20 protein-coding genes and 1 pseudogene are annotated in these 23388 nt (G+C 63.7%); 8 read left to right on the top strand and 13 right to left on the bottom strand.

Annotated elements, in window-relative coordinates; all coding sequences use genetic code 11:
- Positions 1-75: 75 nt before the first annotated feature.
- The gene (locus X728_RS151125) at positions 76-1800 is read right to left on the bottom strand and encodes a heparinase II/III family protein (protein ID WP_023831805.1); all 1725 of its coding nucleotides are present in this window, start codon (positions 1798-1800) and stop codon (positions 76-78) included.
- Positions 1801-2017: 217 nt separating this feature from the next.
- Positions 2018-2860 carry an AraC family transcriptional regulator gene (locus tag X728_RS151130; protein WP_023831804.1) on the bottom strand — a complete coding sequence of 281 codons (843 nt, stop codon included), beginning with the start codon at positions 2858-2860 and terminating at the stop codon, positions 2018-2020.
- A 114-nt stretch (positions 2861-2974) separates the two neighbouring features.
- On the opposite strand from X728_RS151130, the gene X728_RS151135 reads away from it, so the two are divergent.
- Complete coding sequence (locus X728_RS151135) at positions 2975-3892, top strand: phytanoyl-CoA dioxygenase family protein (protein WP_245266150.1); 918 nt, start codon at positions 2975-2977, stop codon at positions 3890-3892.
- Between the two features lie 19 nt (positions 3893-3911).
- Here X728_RS151135 and X728_RS151140 read toward each other — a convergent pair whose 3' ends face one another.
- Entirely contained in the window at positions 3912-5297 is a 1386-nt protein-coding gene (locus X728_RS151140; RefSeq protein WP_023831802.1) for an RsmB/NOP family class I SAM-dependent RNA methyltransferase, read from the bottom strand.
- Complete coding sequence (gene htpX / locus X728_RS151145) at positions 5288-6313, bottom strand: zinc metalloprotease HtpX (protein WP_023818258.1); 1026 nt, start codon at positions 6311-6313, stop codon at positions 5288-5290. Before htpX ends, X728_RS151140 begins: the two co-directional genes overlap by 10 nt.
- A 105-nt stretch (positions 6314-6418) precedes the next feature.
- On the opposite strand from htpX, the gene X728_RS151150 reads away from it, so the two are divergent.
- Positions 6419-6625 (top strand): DUF1674 domain-containing protein, encoded by a 207-nt coding sequence (locus X728_RS151150; protein ID WP_023688862.1) that lies wholly within the window; start codon positions 6419-6421, stop codon positions 6623-6625.
- A gap of 110 nt (positions 6626-6735) precedes the next feature.
- Here X728_RS151150 and X728_RS151155 read toward each other — a convergent pair whose 3' ends face one another.
- Positions 6736-7401 carry an HAD-IA family hydrolase gene (locus tag X728_RS151155; RefSeq protein ID WP_023684076.1) on the bottom strand — a complete coding sequence of 222 codons (666 nt, stop codon included), beginning with the start codon at positions 7399-7401 and terminating at the stop codon, positions 6736-6738.
- Positions 7402-7581: 180 nt separating this feature from the next.
- On the opposite strand from X728_RS151155, the gene X728_RS151160 reads away from it, so the two are divergent.
- Together X728_RS151160 and X728_RS151165 are read left to right on the top strand one after the other, a co-directional pair.
- Positions 7582-8451 carry a transglutaminase family protein gene (locus X728_RS151160; RefSeq protein WP_023831801.1) on the top strand — a complete coding sequence of 290 codons (870 nt, stop codon included), beginning with the start codon at positions 7582-7584 and terminating at the stop codon, positions 8449-8451.
- A gap of 387 nt (positions 8452-8838) precedes the next feature.
- On the top strand, positions 8839-10107 hold the full coding sequence (locus X728_RS151165; protein WP_023745350.1) for a cyclopropane-fatty-acyl-phospholipid synthase family protein: 1269 nt from the start codon (positions 8839-8841) through the stop codon (positions 10105-10107).
- A 66-nt stretch (positions 10108-10173) separates the two neighbouring features.
- Here X728_RS151165 and X728_RS151170 read toward each other — a convergent pair whose 3' ends face one another.
- On the bottom strand, positions 10174-10911 hold the full coding sequence (locus X728_RS151170) for an MOSC domain-containing protein (RefSeq protein WP_023726118.1): 738 nt from the start codon (positions 10909-10911) through the stop codon (positions 10174-10176).
- A 9-nt stretch (positions 10912-10920) separates the two neighbouring features.
- Positions 10921-12876, bottom strand: a complete 1956-nt coding sequence (gene acs / locus X728_RS151175) for an acetate--CoA ligase (protein WP_023831800.1) — start codon at positions 12874-12876, stop codon at positions 10921-10923.
- A 306-nt stretch (positions 12877-13182) separates the two neighbouring features.
- On the opposite strand from acs, the gene X728_RS151180 reads away from it, so the two are divergent.
- Entirely contained in the window at positions 13183-13455 is a 273-nt protein-coding gene (locus X728_RS151180; protein WP_023668649.1) for an usg protein, read from the top strand.
- Positions 13456-13639: 184 nt separating this feature from the next.
- Here X728_RS151180 and X728_RS151185 read toward each other — a convergent pair whose 3' ends face one another.
- Entirely contained in the window at positions 13640-14674 is a 1035-nt protein-coding gene (locus X728_RS151185; protein WP_023831799.1) for an aldo/keto reductase, read from the bottom strand.
- 43 nt (positions 14675-14717) lie between these two features.
- A pseudogene (locus X728_RS01000000166800) lies at positions 14718-15902 on the bottom strand (MFS transporter).
- 137 nt (positions 15903-16039) lie between these two features.
- On the opposite strand from X728_RS01000000166800, the gene X728_RS151190 reads away from it, so the two are divergent.
- Positions 16040-16948 carry a LysR family transcriptional regulator gene (locus X728_RS151190; RefSeq protein WP_023831798.1) on the top strand — a complete coding sequence of 303 codons (909 nt, stop codon included), beginning with the start codon at positions 16040-16042 and terminating at the stop codon, positions 16946-16948.
- 51 nt (positions 16949-16999) lie between these two features.
- Here the strand turns inward: X728_RS151190 and X728_RS151195 are convergent, their stop codons facing one another.
- The 3 genes from X728_RS151195 to X728_RS151205 all read right to left on the bottom strand — a co-directional run bounded on the left by X728_RS151195 (position 17000) and on the right by X728_RS151205 (position 19200).
- On the bottom strand, positions 17000-18049 hold the full coding sequence (locus tag X728_RS151195) for an aldo/keto reductase (protein WP_023831797.1): 1050 nt from the start codon (positions 18047-18049) through the stop codon (positions 17000-17002).
- Positions 18050-18193: 144 nt separating this feature from the next.
- A complete protein-coding gene (locus X728_RS151200) occupies positions 18194-18448 on the bottom strand; it encodes a type II toxin-antitoxin system Phd/YefM family antitoxin (protein WP_023704952.1) in 255 nt (84 codons plus the stop codon).
- Positions 18449-18537: 89 nt separating this feature from the next.
- Positions 18538-19200, bottom strand: coding sequence for a YggS family pyridoxal phosphate-dependent enzyme (locus X728_RS151205; protein WP_023831796.1), 663 nt, complete (start codon positions 19198-19200; stop codon positions 18538-18540).
- 148 nt (positions 19201-19348) lie between these two features.
- On the opposite strand from X728_RS151205, the gene leuS reads away from it, so the two are divergent.
- Both leuS and lptE read left to right on the top strand, forming a co-directional pair.
- Positions 19349-21976, top strand: a complete 2628-nt coding sequence (gene leuS / locus X728_RS151210; RefSeq protein ID WP_023831795.1) for a leucine--tRNA ligase — start codon at positions 19349-19351, stop codon at positions 21974-21976.
- Positions 21963-22559 carry an LPS assembly lipoprotein LptE gene (lptE, locus tag X728_RS151215; protein WP_023831794.1) on the top strand — a complete coding sequence of 199 codons (597 nt, stop codon included), beginning with the start codon at positions 21963-21965 and terminating at the stop codon, positions 22557-22559. Before leuS ends, lptE begins: the two co-directional genes overlap by 14 nt.
- A gap of 89 nt (positions 22560-22648) precedes the next feature.
- On the opposite strand, the gene fsa is transcribed toward lptE, so the two are convergent.
- Positions 22649-23305 carry a fructose-6-phosphate aldolase gene (gene fsa, locus X728_RS151220; RefSeq protein ID WP_023831793.1) on the bottom strand — a complete coding sequence of 219 codons (657 nt, stop codon included), beginning with the start codon at positions 23303-23305 and terminating at the stop codon, positions 22649-22651.
- Between the last annotated feature and the right edge of the window lie 83 nt (positions 23306-23388).

The raw sequence follows: 23388 nt of genomic DNA, 5'->3' as shown, positions 1-23388 counted from the left end.
GCGTTGTCGGGCCGTAGCACATGAGGTCAGGAAATCAAGCCGGAAGCTCGATCAAGCCGGCGCCGGCAACGACGCTCAGCTGTTCTCGGGATAGCCGGCGATGCCGGTGCGTGTCAGCTGCCAATGCACCTCGGCGATCTCCGAGGCCTTGAAGGCGAGCACGATCTGGCGGCTGCGGCGCGGGCCGCCAAGGCCGGCGAAATAGATCGATTCCTCGACCTCCGGCACCACTTCGGTGCAGGTGAACACCCAAGTGTCGGCCTGGTCGGCGGTCAGCACCAGGCGGTCATGCTCGTCCTGCAAAAGGTTGATGTCAGGGTGGATGTGGAAGCGCACCACGACGAAGTCGCGGCCATTGTTGCGGATCGCCGCACCGCCCGGGCGGAGGAAGCGATCCCTGCCGGCGAGCACATTGCCCTCGCTCGACAGTTTCAGCTCGCGCTCATGCAGGAAGCCGAAGCGCTGCACATAGCCGTCATGGCGGGCGATGAAGCCTTGCGTGCCCTTCTGGTCGATGCGCTTGCAAGGCACATGCTGCGGGCCGCCGAGCAAGGGTGAGCCGAGCAGGTCGTTGACGCGCAGCGAATGGGAAAACCGCGCTGACGAGGTGTCGTTGATGGTGGCGGTCGAATGCGCCGCGGTGGCACGGGCCAGCGGACGGAACTCGGCGGCGCCATAGGTGTCGATGCCGGCATTGACGATATAATGCTGGCGACCGGACGAGAGTTCGAAGGCCAGGCACCCGGCATGCGCGGCGTTGGACACATCGACGGCCGGCGACGGGCCGGTATCGGCAATCACCGTCACGCCGCCCATCGACAGGCGCTCATAGCCGGAATGCGGCGCGTGCAGCAGCGGCGCGCCGGCGGTGTCGTCGTGGCGCAAGATGGTGGCTATACGGTCGTGGATGGTGGCGCCCATGCCGTTGAAGCGGGCGAGGCTGCCATCCTGATGGCGGAAGAAACGGAGCGCCGGCAGCATGCGGTCGATGGCGCCCATCAGGGCGGCCGGTGGCGTTTCGGCCTGGTTGGCATAGGTCTGGCGCAGCGGCAGGAGATCGGCGAGCAGTTCGAGCACCGCCATCGGGTTGCGCGAAATATGGCCGCCATCGGGAAGGATCTGCCGCTCGAGTTCTTCCGCCAGGTTGCGGGTGGCGCCGCGCAGTGCCGAGGCCGGCGCCGGCAGCGACAGCGCGGCGAAGGCAAGCGCGATGCGAGCGCGCAGCCTGTCCTTGCCGTCCGGCATTTCGCGCGCCATCGAGCGGAGATAGCGGATCTGCACGGCGAGCGATTTCAGGAAGGCGCGATAGAACGGAAATTCGGCCCCTTGTAGGACAACCGACGAGTGTTGCAACCAGGCAATGACGCGCTTGGCGGTGGTGCCGGGCTCCCAGGCTATGCCGGAAATCTGGTTGCCATGCATGGCGATCCAGTCGGAGACAAGCGCGCGTGCATTGGCGGCGGCCAGCTCGGTGCCGGCGGCGCGCATATGGCGCAGCCAACGAAAGCCGTGCAGCGTCTTCACCCAGCCGCGATTGGCGACATCGATCTGGAATGGCGACTTGCCGCCGGTCTCGACGAGGTGTCCCGACAGCGGATAGCGGCCATAGTAGATCTCGAGCGCGATCTGCGGATCGGCGAGCCTGAGGTCGGGCGGTGCAATCAGGACGCGTTCGGGCGTGCGCCCGGAATAGCGCCAGCGATAAACTGGCCCCGCGCGAAGGCGCCGGCGCGTCTTGCGCCAAAACTCCTTAGCGACAAGCGTCCACAGACGTGTCGTGCTGCCGGCAGCCAGTGCCAAAACCCCTCCTCGTCGCCTGGAGATAGAGCATGCTGTCGCCCGAAAACCGCGTCACACTTTTCGGCATCATGTTCCGGTACCCCAGCACAAGCTTATATGATTCAAGAACTTATGCGAAGTCGAATTCCGCCGACGTGAAGCGCCTCACGCTGCCGGCCACCGACCCACCCCGAAAAAAGTCAAGCGCTTCGCGGGTTTAAGCCCGGCAATCCTGCACTCACTTGCGGTTGTGGCGAGACCGAAATTCGCTGGGCGAACAGTTTTCGCGGTCGCGAAACAGACGGGAGAAATAGAAGGCGTCGTGGATGCCGACGGCGGCCGCAATGGACTCGATGGGCGAATCGGAGGCGGCCAGCATCTGTTTGGCGCGGTCGAGCCTCGTGCGCAGTTGGAAGGCCTTGGGCGACATGCCGGCTGCCCGCGCAAATCTGCGCCGCAAGGTTGCCGGCGACATCGAGAATTTCGCGGCGAAGGCATCGAGATCGACCGGGTCGCACGCGCAGCGGCGCAATTCGTCGAGCATGGGCTGCATGTCGGCGGCATCCTGGAGGCTGGGGTTTCGTTGACGGCTGTTCCAATCCATTGCCTGGCGGGCAGCACGCACGACGATGCGATGCATCGTGGCGGCGGCTTCTGCCTGGCTCAGCATCGTATCGAGCGACAGTTCACCATGCAGCCTGTCGAACAGCCGCTGCATTTTGCCGAGGTGGCGCAAGGGGACGACAGGGGCGTCCTCGGCAATCAGCCGCAGCCGGGTGAAATCGCGTATCAAGGCGCCGTCGAAGAGCGCCCAGCGTTCGAGCCAGCCCGATGCGTCCGGCCCGTAGGAATGCATCCTCCCGGGAAGCAGCCAGAACAGGGCCGGCGCTTGGATCGTCTGCATGCCGGCAATCCTGGTTTCAAGCCAGCCTTGACCGTTCTCAATGAGCACCACGGCGAATTCCGGCAATTTGCGCGCTTGGATCGCCTGCGTGACGCGATGCCGACCAATCCCTGTAACCGACAGGCCGCCGGCCGCGGCCGGTGCGGATCTGTAGAGTGCGTAAGAGAGATCGTTCATGAGCGAAAAGTCCATGGCTTCGTTCTGTCCATGGGCGAATGTGCAAACAGTATGGCATTTCCAGCTAAGGATGGAAAATCGCAGGTGGCTGAAATGTCAAGCTCAACAGGTGGCATGCAACGACGGAGTCCTGTTGCGTCAATCGATCTGAACGCCAACGGCAAGACATTATCGACGGCGCCGAACCGGTTGGGTCATCTCGTGCCAACCGACGCCGGGATCGGCATCGATGCCATTCGAGGCCTCCTCGCCGAGCAAGGCTATGTCTGGCTGAAAGGTATGCTGCCGCGCCGCGGCGTCATCGATTTTCGCGGCTGGGTGTTTTCGTATCTGGCCGACACCGGCTTGCTGCAGCCCGGGTCCGATCCCGCGCTTGGCCTGGCGGCGGCCGCCGGCACGTTCGACCGTCAGTTCGCCGATCGCCGGTTGATGGCGCTGGTTCGCTCCACCGCCTATGAAGGGTTCTGCGCACAGCCCCTGATGGCCCGGCTGATGGATGCGTTCGTCGGCGGGCTGTCCTATTTGCACAAGCGCAAGATCATGCGTTTCACCCAACCGGGCACCACTGTGGCGACGCCGGCGCATTACGACCTCGTCTATCTGCGCGGCGGCACCAGCCGCATCGTCACTGCCTGGATCCCGATCGGCGACGTTCCCGTCGACATGGGCGGCCTGGTCTATCTCGAGGGATCGCACGCCATCGGCCTCGACATGGAGGCCCGGTTCGCCAGGGACAATGCCGGGCTGAGCCCGCAGGAGCGCATCAGCGCCTACAACCGGAACATGAGCGAGGGCGGCTGGGTGTCGAAGGACCTGCCCGACGTGGCGGAGCGGTTCGATACACGCTGGCTGATCGCGGATTTCGAGGCCGGCGATGTCGTCCTCCACTCGCCCTACATGATCCACGCCTCGACAACCAACCAGAGTGCGGAGGGGCGTATCCGGCTCTCCACCGATATCCGCTACCAGAATGTCGATGATGAGATCGATGCAAGGTGGGGGAAGCACTGGTCCTTGGACGACATGCTTTAGGCATGTCGTCGCGTCGGAGTCAGGTTAGACGTCGCATGCGGGCGGCAAAGAAGCCGTCCAGGCCGGAAACCCCTGGCGAACCACGGTCAAGATCGGCGGGTGTGGTGCGCAGCGTGCCTTGCGGGGTCAGGAAGGCGTCGATGCCGGCGATTTCGCCGGGCTGCAGTGGATCGTCGGCGACGGTTTTGTTGCCGGCCAGAAAGACGCGATACAGATCCTCGCCTTCGATCGGGTCCAGCGAACAGTTGGAAAAAACAATCCGACCGCCCGGTTTGACCAAAGTGACGGCGCGGGGGAGCAGCTTTGCTTGCAGATCGGCTAGCTTTTCGACGTCGGCTGCCGTCTTGGTCCATGGCACGTCGGGGTGGCGCCGAACCGTGCCTGTGGAAGAGCAGGGCGCGTCGAGCAGGACGGCGTCGAAAAGCTCCGCCGGCTGGTATTTCAGCAGATCGGCCTGCACGATCTCGGCGGACAGCCCGAGCCGTTCGAGGTTCTGCGTCAGCCGCGCCAGCCGGTTCTTCGAGGTGTCCACGGCGGTGACTTTGGCGCCGGCAAGGATCAGCTGAGCGGTCTTGCCGCCGGGGGCGGCGCAGAGGTCGGCGACGCGTAATCCTTTGACATCGCCGAACAGCCGCGCCGGAAAACTGGCGGCGGCGTCCTGGACCCACCATGCGCCTTCGCTGAAGCCCGGCAGTTCGGTGACGGAGGCGTTGAGCTTTTCCACTCGCACCGTGCCGGTCGGCAGCACGATGCCGCCGAGCTTTTCGGCCCACAGTTCGGGATCGGCCTTGACCGTGAAATCGACCGGCGCCTCAACGCGATGCGCCGCCAGGATCTGTCTGGTCATCTCGGCGCCATAGGCGGCCTTCAGCCGGTCGGAGAACCATTTTGGAGCCTCGTCGGTGGCGGCAAGAGCTGCCGGCAGTTCGGTCTCCTTGGCGCGCACCAAAGTGCGCAGCACGCCGTTAACGAGGCCGGAAAAGCGCTGCGTGCGTGGGTCCGACTTGGCGTGGGTCACAGCCAAATCGACGGCGGCGCTGTCGGGGATGTCGAGGAACAGGATCTGCGCCGCCGCAACATGCAGGATGTGCGACAGCGCTGTGGCGTTGGGCGGCAGCGGCTTTTCAAGGCGGCGGGCGAGGAGCCCGGCAATGGTCATGCGGTAGCGCAGCGCGGTCACCAGTATGGCGCGCACCAGGCCGCGGTCGCGCAGGTCGAGCACCTTGTATTGCGGATGGCCGTTCTCGTGGTCGGTCAGCCCGTCGAGCGGCGTCTTGGCGTCGATAACGGCGGCCAGCAGCCGCGCCGCTGCCTTGCGCGCGGCGAGGCCGGCGACGAATTCGTCCGAGCTGTTTTCGCGATCGCCTGAATGTGCGGGCCGGGATCTGGCGCCGCTCACGACCACGGACCTTTGGGTCCGGTCGGATTGCGGCCCCACGGATTGGCTTTCGGCTTGGCCGGTTTGGTCGGCGGCGTGGGTTGTGCTGCCTTGCCCCACGGGCCTTGCTCGACATCGGCCGGGAATTCTTCTGTTTGCTCTGGCGTCGGCGCCTGGCGCGGCGCCGGCTGGCGGCCTGCCATGTCGCGCGCCATCGCCTGCAGCGCGGCGATGCGGTTGTCGGTGTTCGGGTGGGTCGAAAACAGGCTGTCCATGCGCTCGCCGTGAAGGGGATTGATGATGAAGAGATGCGCGGTCGCGGGATTGCGTTCGGCATCCGGGTTGCGGATGCGTTCGGCGCCGCGGGCGATCTTGTCAAGCGCTGATGCCAGCCAAAGCGGATTTCCAACGATTTCGGCGCCGCGCCGGTCGGCCTCGTATTCGCGCGTGCGGCTGACCGCCATCTGCACGATCATGGCGGCGAAGGGCGCGACCAGCATCGCCACCAGCACGCCGACAAAGCCGAACGGGTTGTTGTTGTCGCGGCTGCCGCCGAAGAAGAAGGCGAAATTGCCGAGCATCGAGATGGCGCCGGCGAGTGTCGCGACAATGGTCATGGTCAGCGTGTCTCGATGCTGGATGTGGGCCAGCTCATGCGCCATGACTGCCGCCACCTCCTCATGCGACAGGCGCTCCAGCAGCCCGGTCGAGGCCGCGACCGCGGCGTTCTCGGGATTGCGGCCGGTGGCGAAGGCGTTCGGCTGCGGATTGTCGATCAGATAAGTCTTGGGCATCGGCAGGCCGGCCTGCTTGGCCAACGCCTCGACGATGGCGTGGAATTCGGGCGCGTTCTTCGCGTTGACCTCGACGGCGCGGTTCATCGACAGCACCATCTTGTCGGCATTCCAGTAGCTGAACAGATTGGTGCCCGCGGCGACCAGGAAGGCGATCATCATGCCGCCGGTGCCGCCGATCAGAAAGCCGACGCCCATGAACAGCGCCGTCATCGCGGCCAGAAGCATGGTGGTGCGTAGCGTGCTCATCATCTGCTCCCTGTGCGGCCGTGGCAAAAAAAGGTCGATCGGGGTGAACTCATGGCTATATGATGGGAAACGCCGCCCTTCGTTTCAATCCGCCCGGACTATCGCATGACCGACCAACCCAGCAAAGCCGATGCCGACCGGGAGAAGGACCTGACGCCGGCGGCCAGCCGAGCGCTGGCTGAAGCCGAGGCGCGCCGTGAAGCGTATCGCCAGAAGGAAGCTGCGTTGCCGAAGGAAATCGGCGGCCGCGGCGGCAAGGAACCCGGCCGCTACGGCGACTGGGAAGTGAAGGGGCTGGCTAGCGATTTCTAGGGGTTCAGGAAGGGAAGAACTGGGGAACTGGTGAACTGAAGAGTTGAAGAAAAAGGCGCATAGCAGTCCTCCAGTCCTCCAGTCCTCCAGTCCTCCAGTCCTCCAGTTCCTCAGGCCGCGCTGCGCTGTGCCCCCAGCGTCATCCAGCCGCTGTCATCGATGGCGATGGAGACGGTTTCGTAGCCGCCAATCGAGTTGTGCTGAGTCGTCATTGGATGCTGGTGAGTGGCGCTGATCACCATCACCGACGCGCCCGCTGCTTCTGCCGCCGCGATACCGGCCGGTGCGTCCTCGAAGACCAGACAGTCGCCGATATCGACGCCGAGCCGTTTTGCCGCCAGCAGGAAACAGTCGGGCGCCGGCTTGCCGTGCGACACATCCTCGGCCGCGACCACCAAGGCGGGAACCGGGATGCCGGCGGCCCGCATGCGCAGCAGCGCCAACGGGCGCGGCGCCGAGGTGACGATCGCCCAGCGCTCTGGCGGCAAAGCGTTGAGGAACGGCACGGCGCCGGCGATCGGCAGCACGCCTTCGACATCGTCCGACTCGGCCTGCAACAGCACAAACGCCTCATGAACAGGGTCGACGCCGGGAAGCGCCAGCCTGGTGATGGTCTCGACCGCCCGCACGCCATGGATCGTCGGCAGGAAGGCTTCGACGTCGAGACCGTGCTTAAGCGCCCACGCCGCCCAGACGCGCTCGGCCGAGGCGATCGAATTGAGCACCGTGCCATCCATATCGAACAGGAACGCGGCGAATTTTCTGCCTGCAAACATCAGATTTTCCACGGGGTTAGGGATCGTTTCGGGAGGGTCGAAACATGTCGTGCGACCGTAACGTCGCCACGCCTGCCTGGGAAGCCGCGGGAGAGCCTTTTCGATAGTTCCAGGGAACCATGGTCCCGCCTCTGGCGTTTTGAGCATACTGTTTTCCACGGGATCGAAGGGGCAATCATTGTGCTGATCCGGCTCGGCTACGAAATCGCCATTGAATGCGTCGGCGCCACGCCGGTCATCTCGCTGCTTGATATCCACAGGGATCGTCAGGCCGACATCAAACGGCAGACGCGCGTGCTGACGTCGCCTTCAGTGCCGAGCAAGGTCTATCACGATCTGTTCGGCAATACCTGCCGCCGCTTCACCGCACCCGCCGGCAGTTTCCGCATTCTCTATGACGCAGCCGTCGAGGACAGCGGGGAGCCTGACGCGGTCAACACGCTGGCCAGGGAAGTGCCGGTGGCGGAACTGCCGGACGATGTGCTCGGCTACCTCCTCGGCAGCCGCTATTGCGAGACCGATCATCTGAGCAGTCTGGCCTGGCAGCTTTTCGGCCATGTTCCCTCCGGCTGGGCGCGGGTGCAGGCGATCGTCGACTATGTCCACAACCGGCTGTCCTTCGGCTATGGCTATGCGCGGTCGACGCGCACCGCGGCCCAGGCGCATGAGGAGCAGGTTGGCGTATGCCGCGACTTCGCCCATCTGGCGATCACGCTCTGCCGCTGCATGAACATCCCGGCCCGCTACGTGAACGGCTATCTCGGCGACATCGGCGTGCCGGCAGATCCGGCGCCGATGGATTTTTCAGCCTGGATGGAAGTGTTCCTCGAGGGCAAATGGTATACGTTCGACCCGCGTCATAATCGTCCGAGGATAGGCCGCGTCGTCATCGCGCGCGGTCGTGATGCCACGGATGTGCCGCTGCTGCACAGCTTCGGCCCGCACCAACTTTCGCTGTTCAAGGTCTGGACCTATGAGCAGGAAGGCAATCTGTTCAACCCGCCCTATCACGGCGTCGACAAGACGGTGAGCGCGCGGATGCTGGCGTGACCGGATTCTGATCCGCTTCGACACACAATCCTGAAATGGAAAAGGCCGCCGCTTCTTGACGAAGCCGGCGGCCTTCCGTGTTTCCGTCCGTGGCGCGGCCAATGGCGGCGACCGAGGTCACCCGCCGCGCTTATCGCGCCTTAACGGGAAGACTGCTTCCCGAAAGTGCAATCCGCTGAGGCCACGTTCTGGAAAACGAAATCACTCGACATCGGATCACCTCCTTTCGATTTGTTGAACACGTCCAGATGATGGGGTGCGTTGCAGCAAAAAACAAGATGCCGATTTGAAATAGCTGGCGAGCCGCCTTTTGCGCCGGGTTGCGAAGAGCCGCGAGGGCGGGCAAAATCCATGCAAGGTGGATTGTCCGGACTCGGGAGGATTGCCATGGAGGCAGCCGAGAAGGCCGCGCGCATCGTGCGAACGGTGATCGAAACGCTGAAGCCGGGTTTTGCGGTCAAGCTGTGGACCGGCGAGCGGATCGGTCCCGCCACCGGGCCCGTGCTCACTATCAACGACCAGGACATCGTCTGGCAGGTGGTGAAGCGGCCATCACTGTCGACGCTGATCGAGATGTGGATTTCCAAGACGATAGACATCGAAGACGGGACGATTTTCGATTTTTATGCACTGCCGTCGCAAGGCAAGCTCAGGACCAAGCTCAAGTCGCTGCCGAAGCTGGCGATCCTGCGCGACCTGCCGGCGGTGCTCCTGTCACGCAAGCAGATGAGTGCACGCACCGATCTGTCGGGTCGCAACCCCTATGTCAGCGGGTCGAGCCAGGAGGCGATCCAGCATCACTACGACATTTCGAATGCCTTTTACCGGCTCTTCCTCGACGAGCGCATGGTCTACAGCTGCGGCTACTTTACGGATTTCGCCAATGGCATCGACCAGGCGCAGGCCGACAAGCTCGACCATATCTGCCGCAAGCTCAGGCTGAAATCGGGCGAAAAGCTGCTCGACATCGGCTGCGGCTGGGGCGCCATGCTGATCCATGCGGCCAAAAATTACGGCGTCGTCGGCCATGGCGTGTCGCTGTCGCAGGCGCAGACCGATCTCGCCCGCGAGCGCATCCGCGCCGAAGGGCTGCAGGACCGCATCACCATCGAGATCAAATCCTATGCGGAACTCAAAGGCTCCTTCGACAAGATATCGTCGATCGGCATGTTCGAGCATCTCGGCCTCGCCAACCACGCCAGCTATTTCAAGACCATCCATCGCTTGCTGAAGCCCGGCGGCATCTATCTGCACCACGCCATCACCAGGCGAAGCAAGGGCGACTTGAAGAAAACCTTGCGCAAGGGGCCGGAGTTCAAGGCGCTGCTCAAATACATTTTCCCCGGCGGGGAACTCGACACGATCGGCATGACGCTGGGCAATCTGGAGGCGCATGGCTTCCTGGTCTACGACGTCGAGAATCTGCGCGAGCACTATGCGCGCACCTGCCGGCTGTGGGCCCAGCGGCTACAGGCTCGCTTCGACGAGGCGGTCGCCGAAGTCGGCGAGGCCAAGGCACGGCTGTGGCTGCTTTATCTCACCGGCTGCTCGATCACCTTCGAGCGCGCCTCGGCGCAGATTTTTCAGACCGTCGTCACCAAACGCGCACGCGGCCCGAGCGGGCTGCCGCCGACACGGGCGGATCTGTATCGGTAGGGATAGGATTCGGGGCCGAACCCCACGCTTTCCAAGGTCTGCGATTCGCTGCCTCGCGGCAGAGGCCTACACGAACCGCATCGGCGCGCCGATCTCGACACGGGCAGGCCTGTCCACAGTGCAATAGACGCCGAGATTATGGGCGTTGTGGCGGACCAGATTGCGCAGGATGCCGGGATCGTGGTCGAAGCCGTCCTGGCTGATGATGGTGAAGCCGCAGCGGCGGCACGGCTCCGAGACGGTCACCAGCAGGTCGCCGATGGCAAGCTTGCGGCCAATCCATTCGGTCTCGGGAAACGAGCCTTCGACCGCCGCCATGTCGACGACGATGTTGGGGCGGAAGCGGCGCGGATCGGGAATGCCTTCGGGGTGCAGCGCCTTGAGCCGGGCCAGCGATGCGGTGGTCAAGAGATGGATCGGCGCTTTGCGGTAGCGCGCCGCGGTCAGCGGGCCGGTGTAGCCGGGAGCGTTGTCCTGGCTGAACGGCCGGATCGAGGCGGCGAAGCCGAGATAGGTCGAGACGGCGCTGTCGCATTCAGCGCCCGGCGCTACCAGCCAGTCGCCGTCGGGAACGGCGATCTCCAGCTTGCGGTCCTTGCTCAGCCGGGTGCGGATGCGCGGCACCTTGTGCCACTTAGCGTCGCGGTCGGGCCGCGCGATCTCATTGTCCGAGACATCGACAAGGCCGAACAGCCGGTCGCCGTCGATGGTTTCAAGGCCGACCGAAATGGCGTCCTGGCGTTCGCCGGCAAGCGAACTTGCAGGGTAACGCCAGAGCTCCGTGACTGCGCCCAGTGCAGCCATCAAATCCCCTCAGCCCTTCTTGTTCTGGCGGTTGGCGATCAGATCATCGACCACGGCCGGATCGGCCAGTGTCGAGGTATCGCCGAGCGCGGAAAAATCGTCCTCTGCGATCTTGCGCAGGATACGGCGCATGATCTTGCCGGAGCGGGTTTTCGGCAGTCCGGGCGCGAACTGCAGCTTGTCGGGCGAGGCGATTGCGCCGATCTCCCTGCGGACATGGGCCACGAGCTCCTTGCGCAGTTCCTCGCTCGGCTCCACGCCTTTCATCAAGGTAACGTAGCTGTAGATGCCCTGGCCCTTGATGTCGTGGGGATAGCCGACGACAGCTGCTTCCGACACCTTCTCATGGCTGACGAGCGCCGATTCGACCTCGGCCGTTCCCATGCGGTGGCCGGAAACGTTGATGACGTCGTCAACGCGGCCAGTGATCCAGTAATAGCCATCGGCGTCGCGGCGACAGCCGTCTCCGGTGAAGTATTTGCCCTTGTAGGTGGAGAAATAGGTCTGCACGAAGCGGTCGTGATCGCCATAGACCGTGCGCATCTGGCCGGGCCAGGAATCGGCGATGCAGAGATTGCCGTCGGCCGCCCCTTCCAGCACCTTGCCTTCGCCGTTGACCAGCTGCGGCTTGATGCCGAAGAAGGGCCGCGTCGCCGAACCGGCCTTGAGGTCGGTGGCGCCGGGCAGCGGCGTGATCAGGATGCCGCCGGTCTCGGTCTGCCACCATGTGTCGACGATCGGCACCTTGCCGTTGCCGACGATGTTGAAATACCACTCCCAAGCTTCCGGATTGATCGGTTCGCCGACCGAGCCCAGCACGCGCAGCGACTTGCGCGAGGTCTTCTTCACCGGTTCGTCGCCGGCGCCCATCAGCGCGCGCAGTGCCGTCGGCGCGGTGTAGAAGATGTTGACCTTGTGCTTGTCGATGACTTCCCAGAAGCGCGACTGCGAGGGGTAGTTCGGCACGCCCTCGAACATCAGCGTGGTGGCGCCGTTGGCGAGCGGGCCATAGATGATGTAGCTGTGGCCGGTGACCCAACCGACATCGGCGGTGCACCAGTAGATATCGCCATCATGGTAGTCGAAGACATATTGGTGGGTCATCGAGACATAGACGAGATAGCCGGCGGTGGTGTGCAGCACGCCCTTCGGCTTGCCGGTCGAGCCTGAGGTGTAGAGGATGAACAGCGGATCCTCAGCCTTCATCTTCTCCGGCTTGCAGTCGCCTTTCACCGTGGCGATCTCGTCATGGTACCAGATGTCGCGTCCCTGGACCCAGCCGGTCTTGCCGCCGGTGCGGCGAACGACGACCACCTTATCGACCTTGGTGCCGGCCTTGGCGGCGATTTCGATCGCTCTGTCGGTGTTTTCCTTCAGCGGGATCGGCTTGCCGCCGCGCAGGCCTTCGTCGGCGGTGATGACGAAGGTCGACTTGCAGTCATCGATGCGGCCGGCCAGCGCGTCGGGCGAAAAGCCGCCGAAGACGATCGAGTGGATGGCGCCGATGCGGGTGCAAGCCAGCATCGCGTAGGCCGCTTCCGGGATCATCGGCATGTAGATGGTGACGCGGTCGCCTTTCCTGACGCCGTGCTTCTTCATCACATTGGCGAGCCGGCAGACATGCTCGTAAAGCTCGTCATAGGTGACCTTCTTGTCGTCGTAGGGATTGTCGCCTTCCCAGATGATGGCTGTCTGGTTGCCGCGCTTCTTCAGATGGCGGTCGATGCAGTTGTAGGAGACGTTGGTTTCGCCGTCCTCGAACCATTTGATCGAGACCTTGCCGTCGAAGGAGGTGTTCTTGACCTTGCTGAAAGGCTTGAACCAGTCGATGCGCTTGCCGTGCTTGCCCCAGAACCTGTCCGGATTTTTCACGCTGCCGGCATACCATTTGAGGTAGGTGTCATTGTCGATCAGCGCGTTCTTCTTCCACGCCGGCTGGACGCGGTGGATCTTCACCTCGGACATGTCTTCACTTACCTCCCAAACGAGCCCGCCGGCTTGACCACCGCCAGGATCACGGCGACGCAGCCGCGAATTCGGCGGCATTATTAACAGTTCCGCGCTGACGGCAACATTAGACGTTGGATTCGCGTGGCGGGATGCCGCAGCTTCCGTTTTCGGTTGTATCAGCACTCGGCAGCGGTCGCTGCTAACTGCATGTTTTCGTGCATAAAACCCGACTGGGATCAGGAAAATCATAGACAGTTAAGGAACGTCGCGCACAATTCGGTGTTGGGAGGAATGGAGAATCAACTAGGCCAAGGGGCTGTCATGCGCGATCATTCCGAAATGGACCTGATGCTCAAGGGGTATGGCCTGACCACGGCCAAGATTCTATACCATTTTCCCGACCACCCGCATCTGCTGCAGAGCTTCATCTGGCAGGATTACGATCTGGCGCCGAAGTTTCCGGTGCTGATCAAGTTCATCGAGTTTTGGAAGGCCAGGCTCGACGGGCCGCTGCATTCGATCAGCTACACGCACCAGAAGCTGATCGCGCCGAACGAATGGCGGAAGGTGGATGGGGAGTTCGTGCTGCACTGAGCGGCAGTATAGCTGATCTCCCCCGCGAGGGGGGAGATTGGCCGCAAAGCGGCCAGAGGGGGTCGGTTCGACCGGACGCGACCCTCCTGCGGCAGATGGGGGCTAGCGCTCCACGCGCGGCGACCCCCTCTGTCGCCTTCGGCGACATCTCCCCCTCGAGGGGGAGATTTGGCAGCGTCGGCGATCACACCGCAGGCGGGTTCAGCCGGGCGAAACCTTCCTGGCGGTGATAGGGGAAGTACGGGTAGGGCGCGGTCACTTCGCTTGCCTTGTCGAGCTTTTTGGCCTGCTCCGGCGTCAACGCCCAGCCGACGGCGCCGAGGTTCTGGCGCAGCTGTTCCTCGTTGCGGGCGCCGATGATGACCGAGGACACGGTCGGGCGCCGCAACAGCCAGTTGATGGCGATCTGCGGCACGGTCTTGCCGGTCTCTTCAGCCATCGCATCAAGCGCATCCATGACCCGGTAGAGATGTTCGTCCGCGACCGGCGGGCCGAAATCGGCGGTGTCGTGCAGCCGGCTCTTTTCCGGCAGGGGCTGGCCGCGGCGGATCTTGCCGGTCAGGCGGCCCCAGCCGAGCGGGCTCCACACCAGCGCGCCGATGCCCTGGTCGATACCGAGCGGCATCAGCTCCCATTCATAGTCGCGGCCGACCAGCGAATAGTAGACCTGGTGTGCGGCATAGCGCGGGTAGCCATGCTTGTCGGCCTCGGCCAGCGATTTCATCACCTGCCAGCCGGAGAAGTTGGAGACGCCGACATAGCGCAGCTTGCCGGCGCGCACGAGGTCGTCCAGCGTCGACAACACCTCCTCGATCGGCGTGCCGGCATCGAAGGCGTGCAGCTGCAACAGGTCGATGTAATCGGTGCCCATGCGCTTCAGGGCGGCGTCGACGGCCTTGATCAGCCGCGAGCGCGACGAGCCGTAGTCGGCCGGTCTGTCGCCCATCGGCAGCGAAGTCTTGGTCGAGATCAGCACCGCGTCGCGGCGGCCTTTGATGGCATCGCCAAGCACTTCCTCGGAGGCGCCGTTCGAATAGACGTCGGCGGTGTCGAACAGATTGACGCCGGCCTCGAGGCAGATGTCGATCAGCCGCCGCGCTTCCTTGGCATCGCTGTTGCCCCAGGCCCCGAACAGCGGCCCGGAGCCGCCGAAAGTGCCGGCGCCGAAAGAGAGTGCGGGCACTTTCAGGCCCGATGCGCCGAGACGTCGATAATCCATTTTATGCTCCTTGATGATGTCGAAGAAGGATTGCGCGTGATGCTCATGACTGGGCGCAGACCGGCGCCCCGATTGTGGGGGCGCGATCGAGGCGCAGCGCCAGGGCAGCGACGCCAAGAGCCGCGACCGGCAGCAAAGCGGCGATCCAGGTTAGTGAGCCGAGGCCGAGGCCATGGGCAATCACCGCGCCGCCAAGCCAAGCGCCGGCGGCATTGCCGAGGTTGAAGGCGGCGATGTTGAAGGACGAGGCGAGGCTCTGGCCCGCGCCTTGCGCCTTTTCCAGCACCCACATCTGCAGCGGCGCCACGGTGGCGAAGGCGGCGGCACCAAGCAGGCCGACATAGATGACGGCCAGGATTTGGCTGTGGACGGCGAAGGTCATTGTGGCCAGCACCAACGCCAGCACCACGAGGCTGCCGAGCACCGCCGGCACCAACTAGCGGTCGGCGACCTTGCCGCCAAGCAGATTGCCGGCGATAAGACCGCCGCCGAAGACCAGCAGGATCGGCGACACCGCGGCTTCCCTGAAACCGCTGATTTCGGTCAGCAGCGGGGCGATGTANTAGGTGAAGACGGCGAAGACACCGGCATAGCCGAGCACGGTGGTGGCAAGGCCGAGCAGCACCGGCGTGCGGCGCAGCACGGCGAGATCGACCCGCAAATTGGACTTTTCAGGGGCTTCCTGGCTGCGTGGAACCAGAAGCAGGATGACGGCGAAGGCTGCCAGTCCGACAAGCGTTACGGCCCAGAAGGTGGCGCGCCAGCCGAAGGCCTGGCCGAGCCAGGTGCCGAAGGGTACACCGAGTATGTTGGCAATGGTCAAACCGGTGAACATCAGCGCGATCGCCGAGGCCTTCTTGTTGGGCGCGACCAGGCCGGTGGCGACCACCGAGCCGACGCCGAAGAAGGTACCATGGGCAAAGGCGGTGATGATGCGGGCGCCCATCAGCGTCCAGTAGTCGGGCGCCAGCGCACAGGCGAGATTGCCGAGCGTGAAGATGGCCATCAGCGCCAAGAGCACTGTCTTGCGCGGCCAGTTGCCGGTGGCGATGGTCAACAGCGGCGGCCCGATGACGACGCCCAACGCGTAGCCCGAAATGAGCTGGCCGGCGGCCGAGATCGAGACGCCGAGATCTTTGCTGACATCGATCAGCAGGCCCATGATGACGAATTCGGTGACACCGATACCGAAGGCGCCGGCGGCGAGGGCGTAGAGAGCAAGAGGCATGGCGGTTTCCACTTCGAAGACAAGCATTCGACGACGAGCGCCTTGTTCAAACCCGCGCCCCGATCCGAAAGATCGTGTTGGCACGCCTTGTGAACCAGACTTGCCTTGGGCATATTTCCTGTGAAATAGATTCACAGATGGCCAGACCCGACATCAACCGTTCCGGCGAGATCGAAGTGTTCGTCCGCGTCGTCGAGGCGAGCAGCTTCTCGGCTGCGGCTCGTTCGCTGCGTATGACACCGTCGGCGGTGAGCAAGCTGATCGCGCGACTGGAGGCAAGGCTCGGCGCGCGGCTGGTCACCCGCTCGACGCGCAAGCTGCAGCTGACGCCGGAAGGGACGGCGTTCTATGACAGCGGGGTGCGCATCTTGGCCGATATGGCGGCGGCCGAGCGCGAGGCGGCCGTGGGTGCCGCGCCGCGCGGACGGCTGCGCGTCAACTCCTATGTGCCCTTCGGGGTGCATCGGCTGATCCCGCTGCTGCCTGATTTCCTCGAACGCTACCCCGGGATTTCGGTCGATCTGGTGCTGACCGACAGCGTCATCGATTTGATGGCTGAGCGTGCCGACGTCGCCATCCGCGCCGGGCCGCTCGGCGAATCGCGGCTGGTGGCGCGCAAGCTCGGGCAAACCCGGATGACGGTCGTTGCAGCGCCGTCCTACCTCAGGACGCGTGGCACGCCGCTGATTCCAGCCGATCTCGACCGGCACAATCGCATGGCTTTCGACTTCGTGCGGTATGTCGACGGCTGGTCGTTTGTCGACGCGGCCGGCAACGCCGTCATGGTGCCGATCGTCGGAAACGCGCTGGTCGGCGATGGCGAGTCGATGCGGCTGATGGCGGTCGGCGGCGCCGGCGTCGCCAGGCTGGCGCATTGGCATGTGGCTGATGACATTGCGGCGGGGCGGCTGACGGCGCTGCTGGAGGATTTCAATCCCGGCGACGAGGAGCCCACCCACGCCGTTTATGTCGGCCAGGGCCGGCACCTGCCCGCGCGGGTAAGGGCCTTTCTGGACTTTCTGGTTGAGAGCGTGCGGATGGCTTAAACGATTTGGGGAGCCGACTCGGCTCCCCAAATCCAACTGACAGCGATCGAACTACTTCTTCGGGGCGAACGGAGCCGGGCGACGGCCGGCGCCCTGGCGCTCCAGCATCCAGCCGGGATATTCGGCCGGCAGCGCACTGACTTCGTCCAGTTTGGCAAGATCGTCGGCGTCGAGCTTCAGCTCAGTGGCGGCAAGGTTCTGCTCGAGCTGCTCCATGCGGCTGGCGCCGATGATGACGCTCATGACGAAAGGTTTGGCCAGGACATAACCGAGCGCGACCGTAGCGACGCTGACATCGTGCTTTTTCGCGATGTCGCGCATGACTGCGACGGCTGCCCAGGCACGATCCTCATCGACCGGCGGGAAGTTGAAGGCAGCGCGGCGGCCCTCGCCATTGCCGGGCGCGCCCGGTCCGTATTTACCCGACAGCAGGCCGCCGGCCATTGGCGACCACACCATCAGGCCGAGCTTTTCCTCGTTGATGAGCGGCACGATCTCGCGCTCGAGGTCGCGGCCGGCGATCGAATAATAGGACTGGATGGTCTCGAAGCGGGAAAACCCCTTGCGCTCGGCTATGCCGAGGGCCTTAGAGATGCGCCAAGCCGCCCAGTTGGAGACGCCGACATAGCGGACCTTGCCGCTGGCAACGAGATCGTCGAGCGCCCGCAGCGTCTCGTCGACTGGCGTCACGGTGTCGGTGCCGTGCAGCTGGTAGAGATCGATATGGTCTAGCTGCAGCCGCTCCAGGCTGCCCTCGACCGAATCCATGATGTGGCCGCGCGAAGAGCCGCGCTCGTTCGGGCCCTGGCCCATGGCGCCATGCACCTTGGTGGCAATGACGACGTCCGAGCGCTTGACGCCAAGATCCTTGAGCGACTGGCCAAGCAGGCGTTCGGACTGGCCGAATGAATAGACGTCGGCCGTGTCGAAGAAATTGACGCCGGCGGCGATGGAACGGGCAACGATGTCGTTGACGCCCTTCTGGTCGAGGCTGGCGATCAGGCCCCATTGGGCATTCTCGCCGGCGGCGCCGAAGGTCATGGTGCCGAGGCACAGTTCGGAGACGAACATCCCCGTATTTCCGAGTTGATTGTAGCGCATGGTGGCGGCTCCAGCAGATGTGTGATGACGCCAAGCAAATAGGAACGGTGCGTTTCGTTTCCAGTGGTGGCACAATGGACCTAAAGCAGTTGGCCCATAGAGCCCGTCAACCGTCGCGAGATGATCTTCATGCCGAAAAATCTATCAGAATTCCACGGGCCGGATGATCGTCTTTGAGCGGCGGTTGACCTCCTCGTCGAAATCGTCGTCCCACGCGGGACCGGAGAGGAGATATTCGGCAAGCGAAGGCTTTGCGCCGATCAGTTGGTCATAGTCATCAGGAGATAATACGACGGCAGCCGGCTTTCCGCGCAAGGTGATGGTTTGCGCCCCTTCTTCGTGCGCCTGTCGTACAAGCTTCGAAAGATTGTTTCTCGCGTCCCTGAGGTGCCAGTCCAAGAAGAATAGTCCTCGCTAACTCGGCCGGATGTGCTCGATACATTAGCTCGAAAAATCGGGGATCGACAGGTGTCTCGCGAAGCCGACGACTACCGGCTCCCAAAAATCGCCGAGCCGACCCGGACGCTGGTGGCGCCGAAGGCGATCGCGGTCTCGTAGTCGCCGGACATGCCCATCGACAGTTTGGCGACGCCGGCCTCCTTGCCGAGCTTTTCCAGCAGGGCGAAATGCGGGCCGGGGTTTTCGTCCGCCGGCGGGATGCACATCAGGCCTTCGATGGCGAGGCCGTGGACATCGCGGCAGCGGGCAACGAAGGCAACGGCGTCGCGCGGCTCGATGCCGGCCTTTTGCGGCTCCGAGCCGGTATTGACCTGGACGTAGAGTTTCGGCGTGCGGTCCTGGCGCACGATTTCCTTGGCGAGTTCGGCGGCGATCTTCTCGCGGTCGACGGTCTCGATGACGTCGGCGAGCGAGACGGCTTCCTTCGCCTTGTTCGACTGCAGCGGGCCGATCAAATGCAGTTCGATATCAGGGAATTCCGCTTTCAAGGCCGGCCATTTGCCTTGCGCTTCCTGCACGCGGTTTTCGCCGAAGACGCGCTGGCCTGCTTCGATGACCGGGCGGATGGCGTCGGTCTCAAAAGTCTTCGACACCGCAACCAGCGTCACCGAACCGGCGTCACGGCGGGCCTCGCGCTCGGCGGCAGCGATCCTCGTCTTGACGGCGAAAAACTGTTCGACGGCGCTGGCCATGCCTATATCCTGCCTGTCTTTAATCGCGCTCGCCGGCTCGCCGCAGTTGACGGGTCCGGCAATCCATGGTGAACACCGCGACGACATTTACCTTGGCCACCGGGCCTTGTCCGGCGGTCTGCGCCTGCTTTTAAGTGAAAATCATCCGATGGCAACCGAACGATATAATCCGCGCGCGTCCGAGCCCAAATGGCAGAAAGCCTGGGCCGAAAAGAAGCTGTTCGAAGCGCAGAACGACGACCCGAAGCCGAAATACTACGTGCTGGAGATGTTCCCCTATCCCTCGGGGAAGATCCATATCGGCCACACCCGCAACTACACGATGGGCGACGTGGTGGCGCGCTACAAGCGAGCCAAGGGTTTCAACGTGCTGCACCCGATGGGCTGGGACGCTTTCGGCATGCCGGCCGAAAATGCGGCGATGCAGAACAAGGTCCATCCTAAGGAATGGACCTACGCCAACATCGCCGCCATGCGCGAGCAGCTCAAGATGATGGGCCTGTCGCTGGACTGGTCGCGCGAGTTCGCCACCTGCGATGTCGACTATTACCACCGCCAGCAGATGCTGTTCCTCGATTTCGTCGAGAAGGGGCTGGTGACCCGCAAATCCTCCAAGGTCAACTGGGACCCGGAGGACATGACCGTGCTCGCCAACGAGCAGGTCATCGACGGCCGTGGCTGGCGTTCGGGCGCGCTGGTCGAACAGCGTGAGCTGACGCAGTGGTTCTTCAAGATCACCGATTACGCGCAGGACCTGCTGGATTCGCTGGACGGCCTCGGCGAATGGCCGGAAAAGGTCAAGCTGATGCAGCAGAACTGGATCGGCCGCTCGGAAGGGCTGCTGATCCGTTGGCCGCTGGCCGCTCCGATCGGCGATGCGCACGAACTGGAAGTCTACACGACCAGGCCCGACACCATCTTCGGCGCCTCCTTCATGGCGGTCGCCGCCGACCATCCGCTGGCCAGGAAGGCCGCCGAGACCAATCTCGATCTGGCCAAGTTCATCGACGAAATCAGGCATATGGGCACGTCGGTGGCCGCACTGGAGACGGCCGAGAAGAAAGGTTTCGACACCGGCATCCGCGTCGTGCATCCGTTCGACGACTCGTGGACCCTGCCGGTCTACGTCGCGAATTTCGTTTTGATGGAATACGGCACCGGCGCCATATTCGGCTGCCCGTCGGGCGACCAGCGCGACCTCGATTTCGCCAACAGGTACGGCCTGCCGGTGATCCCGGTGGTGATGCCGGAAGATGCCGACGCCAAGACCTTCCATGTCACGGAAGAGGCCTATGTCGATGACGGCGTGATGATCAATTCGCGTTTCCTCGACGGCCTGAAGCCGGAGCAGGCGTTCGACGAGGTGGCAAAGCTCCTGGAGCAGAAGACCATAGGCGGGCGGCCAATGGCGGAGCGCAAGGTGAACTTCCGCTTGCGCGACTGGGGCATTTCGCGTCAGCGCTACTGGGGCTGCCCGATCCCGATGATCCATTGCGAGGATTGCGGCGTCGTGCCGGTGCCGAAGGCCGACCTGCCCGTCAAGCTGCCCGACGACATCGAGTTCGACCGTCCCGGCAATCCGCTCGACCGCCACCCGACCTGGCGGCATGTGAAGTGCCCGCAATGCGGCAAGGATGCGCGCCGCGAGACCGACACGATGGACACGTTCGTCGATTCGTCCTGGTATTTCGCGCGCTTCACCGCGCCCTGGGCCAATGAGCCGACGGAGCCCAAGGCTGCCGATGACTGGCTGGCCGTCGACCAGTATATTGGCGGCATCGAGCACGCGATCCTCCATCTGCTCTATTCGCGCTTCTTCACCCGCGCCATGCGCGCGACCGGGCATCTCGACCTGGCCGAGCCATTCAAGGGCCTGTTCACGCAAGGCATGGTGGTGCATGAGACCTACCGCGTCGGCGGTGCGTCGAACAATGGCCGCTGGCTGTCGCCGGCTGAGGTCAGGATCGAGGATGTCGGCGGCAAGCGCCGCGCCATCGAGATCGCCACCGGCGAAGAGGCGGCGATCGGCTCACTCGAAAAGATGTCGAAGTCGAAGAAGAATACGGTAAGCCCGGAAGACATCACCGACGGCTACGGCGCCGACACCGCACGCTGGTTCATGCTGTCGGATTCGCCGCCCGAGCGCGACGTCGAGTGGACGGACGATGGCGCCGCCGGCGCACATCGCTTCATCCAGCGTGTCTGGCGCCTGGTGTCCATTGCCGCCGAGACGCTTGACGGCGCCAAGCCGCAGGCGGCGCCGGAGGGCGAGGCGGGCGCCGTTTCCAAGGCCGCGCACAAGATCCTAAAGGCTATCGGCGAGGATATCGAGAAGCTCGGCTTCAACCGGGCCATCGCCCGCATCTACGAACTGGCCAATGCCTTGACCGCGCCGCTCAACGACGTCGCCGAGGGCAAGGCCGACGCGGCGCTGAAAGGCGCCTGCCGCGAGGCGGTGGAGATTCTTGTGCATGTGGTCGCGCCGGTCATGCCGCATTTGGCCGAAGAGTGCTGGCACACGCTGGGCGGCACCGATTTGGTCGCCGAACGGCCATGGCCGGTCTATGATCCGGCGCTGGTCGTCGACAACGAGATCGTGCTGCCGGTCCAGGTCAACGGCAAGAAGCGCGGCGATTTGACAATTGCCCGCGACGCGGACCAAGGTGCGGTCGAAAAAGCGGTTCTGGCTCTCGACTTCGTGCAGAAAGCGCTGGAAGGTAAGGCGCCCCGTAAGGTGATCATCGTGCCGCAGAGGATCGTCAATGTCGTTGCTTGACTTCAGAAGGATGGGGCCTGATCTGGAAAAGACGACGCTATTGCTGCGCCGCGCAGCGCTGTACGGCATGGTCGCCTCGGTGGCGCTGGTTTCGGCCTGCACGGTGAGGCCGCTCTATTCCAGCGCGCCGCTGAGCGCCGGTTCCACGGTCAGCGCTTCGGCGGAACTGGCGTCGATCGCGGTCAAGCCGGTCAAGACACGCTACGCCCAGCAGGTCCGCAACAATCTGATCTTTGCCTTTGGCCAAGGCGCCGGCGAGCCGCCGGCGCCGGTCTACATGCTCGATCTCGGCGTCACCGAACTGGTCGAATCGGCCGCGGTGGTGCAGATCCAGACCGACGAAGACGAGCCGACGGCAGGCACGGTGACGCTGACCGCAAACTATGTGCTGACCGATGCCAGGACCGGCGTGGTGATCGCAACCGGCAAACGGTCGATCCCATCATCCTTCGACAAGCCGACGCAGGAGTTCGCCTCCTACCGGGCACAGCTCGACGCCGAGAACCGCGCCGCGCGTGAACTGGCTGAAATGGTGAGCCTGTCGGTCGCCCAGGACTTGGTCAGGCACGGCAAGAAGGCCTGAGCATTCCCTGGCGCTGCCAACTAGACTTTTAGCAGTCCGCAACAAAAAGGCCGGTTTCCCGGCCTTTTTTCGTTTGTATCGAACCGATCTCAGCCGATCTTCTGGCCGGTCTTGGCCCAGTCGGCAGCGAACTGATCCAGGCCCTTGTCGGTCAACGGGTGCTTGACCAGCGCCTTCAGCGTCGCGGCCGGCGCGGTAACGACATCGGCGCCGATCAGGGCTGCCTGCTTGACGTGGTTCACGGTGCGAACCGAAGCGACGAGGATCTCGGTGTCGAAATCGTAATTGTCGTAGATCTGCCGGATCTCCTGGATCAGTTCCATGCCGTCCGCGCCGGTATCGTCGACGCGGCCGACGAAGGGCGAGATGAACGAGGCGCCGGCCTTGGCCGCCAGCAGCGCCTGGTTGGCCGAGAAGCACAGCGTTACATTGACCATGCGGTTCATCTCGGTGCGGATCGTCTTGCAGGCGCGCAGGCCGTCGAGCGTCAGCGGCACCTTGATGCAGACATTGTCGGCGATCTTGGCCAGGATGTTGGCCTCGGCCATCATGTCCTTGTATTCGACCGCAACAACCTCGGCCGAAACCGGGCCCTTGACGATGTCGCAGATCTGCTGGGTGACCTCGGCGATCTTGCCGCCGGATTTCAGGATCAGCGAGGGATTGGTGGTCACGCCGTCGAGCAGCCCCAGGTCGTTCAGTTCCTTGATGTCCTTGATGTCAGCGGTGTCGACAAAAAATTTCATGGGGGTCTCCTGAAAGATTTCCATGTGCATGCCATGCACATTCGGGGTTGCCCTTTGATCTAGACCAAAGTCGGGGCAAGGTC

It is taken from the genome of Mesorhizobium sp. L103C119B0 (genome assembly GCF_000502235.1).
Taxonomy (GTDB): domain Bacteria; phylum Pseudomonadota; class Alphaproteobacteria; order Rhizobiales; family Rhizobiaceae; genus Mesorhizobium.
This window is presented reverse-complemented; position numbering and strand designations above follow the sequence as displayed.

Coding starts and splice junctions, on each gene's coding strand:
- fsa (WP_023831793.1), bottom strand. CDS start 23,305: ATGAAATTTTTTGTCGACACCGCTGACATCAAGGACATCAAGGAACTG.
- lptE (WP_023831794.1), top strand. CDS start 21,963: ATGTCGTTGCTTGACTTCAGAAGGATGGGGCCTGATCTGGAAAAGACG.
- leuS (WP_023831795.1), top strand. CDS start 19,349: ATGGCAACCGAACGATATAATCCGCGCGCGTCCGAGCCCAAATGGCAG.
- X728_RS151195 (WP_023831797.1), bottom strand. CDS start 18,049: ATGCGCTACAATCAACTCGGAAATACGGGGATGTTCGTCTCCGAACTG.
- X728_RS151180 (WP_023668649.1), top strand. CDS start 13,183: ATGCGCGATCATTCCGAAATGGACCTGATGCTCAAGGGGTATGGCCTG.
- X728_RS151205 (WP_023831796.1), bottom strand. CDS start 19,200: ATGGCCAGCGCCGTCGAACAGTTTTTCGCCGTCAAGACGAGGATCGCT.
- htpX (WP_023818258.1), bottom strand. CDS start 6,313: ATGAGCACGCTACGCACCACCATGCTTCTGGCCGCGATGACGGCGCTG.
- X728_RS151130 (WP_023831804.1), bottom strand. CDS start 2,860: ATGAACGATCTCTCTTACGCACTCTACAGATCCGCACCGGCCGCGGCC.
- X728_RS151185 (WP_023831799.1), bottom strand. CDS start 14,674: ATGGATTATCGACGTCTCGGCGCATCGGGCCTGAAAGTGCCCGCACTC.
- acs (WP_023831800.1), bottom strand. CDS start 12,876: ATGTCCGAGGTGAAGATCCACCGCGTCCAGCCGGCGTGGAAGAAGAAC.
- X728_RS151190 (WP_023831798.1), top strand. CDS start 16,040: ATGGCCAGACCCGACATCAACCGTTCCGGCGAGATCGAAGTGTTCGTC.
- X728_RS151165 (WP_023745350.1), top strand. CDS start 8,839: ATGGAGGCAGCCGAGAAGGCCGCGCGCATCGTGCGAACGGTGATCGAA.
- X728_RS151170 (WP_023726118.1), bottom strand. CDS start 10,911: ATGGCTGCACTGGGCGCAGTCACGGAGCTCTGGCGTTACCCTGCAAGT.
- X728_RS151150 (WP_023688862.1), top strand. CDS start 6,419: ATGACCGACCAACCCAGCAAAGCCGATGCCGACCGGGAGAAGGACCTG.
- X728_RS151135 (WP_245266150.1), top strand. CDS start 2,975: ATGCAACGACGGAGTCCTGTTGCGTCAATCGATCTGAACGCCAACGGC.
- X728_RS151155 (WP_023684076.1), bottom strand. CDS start 7,401: ATGTTTGCAGGCAGAAAATTCGCCGCGTTCCTGTTCGATATGGATGGC.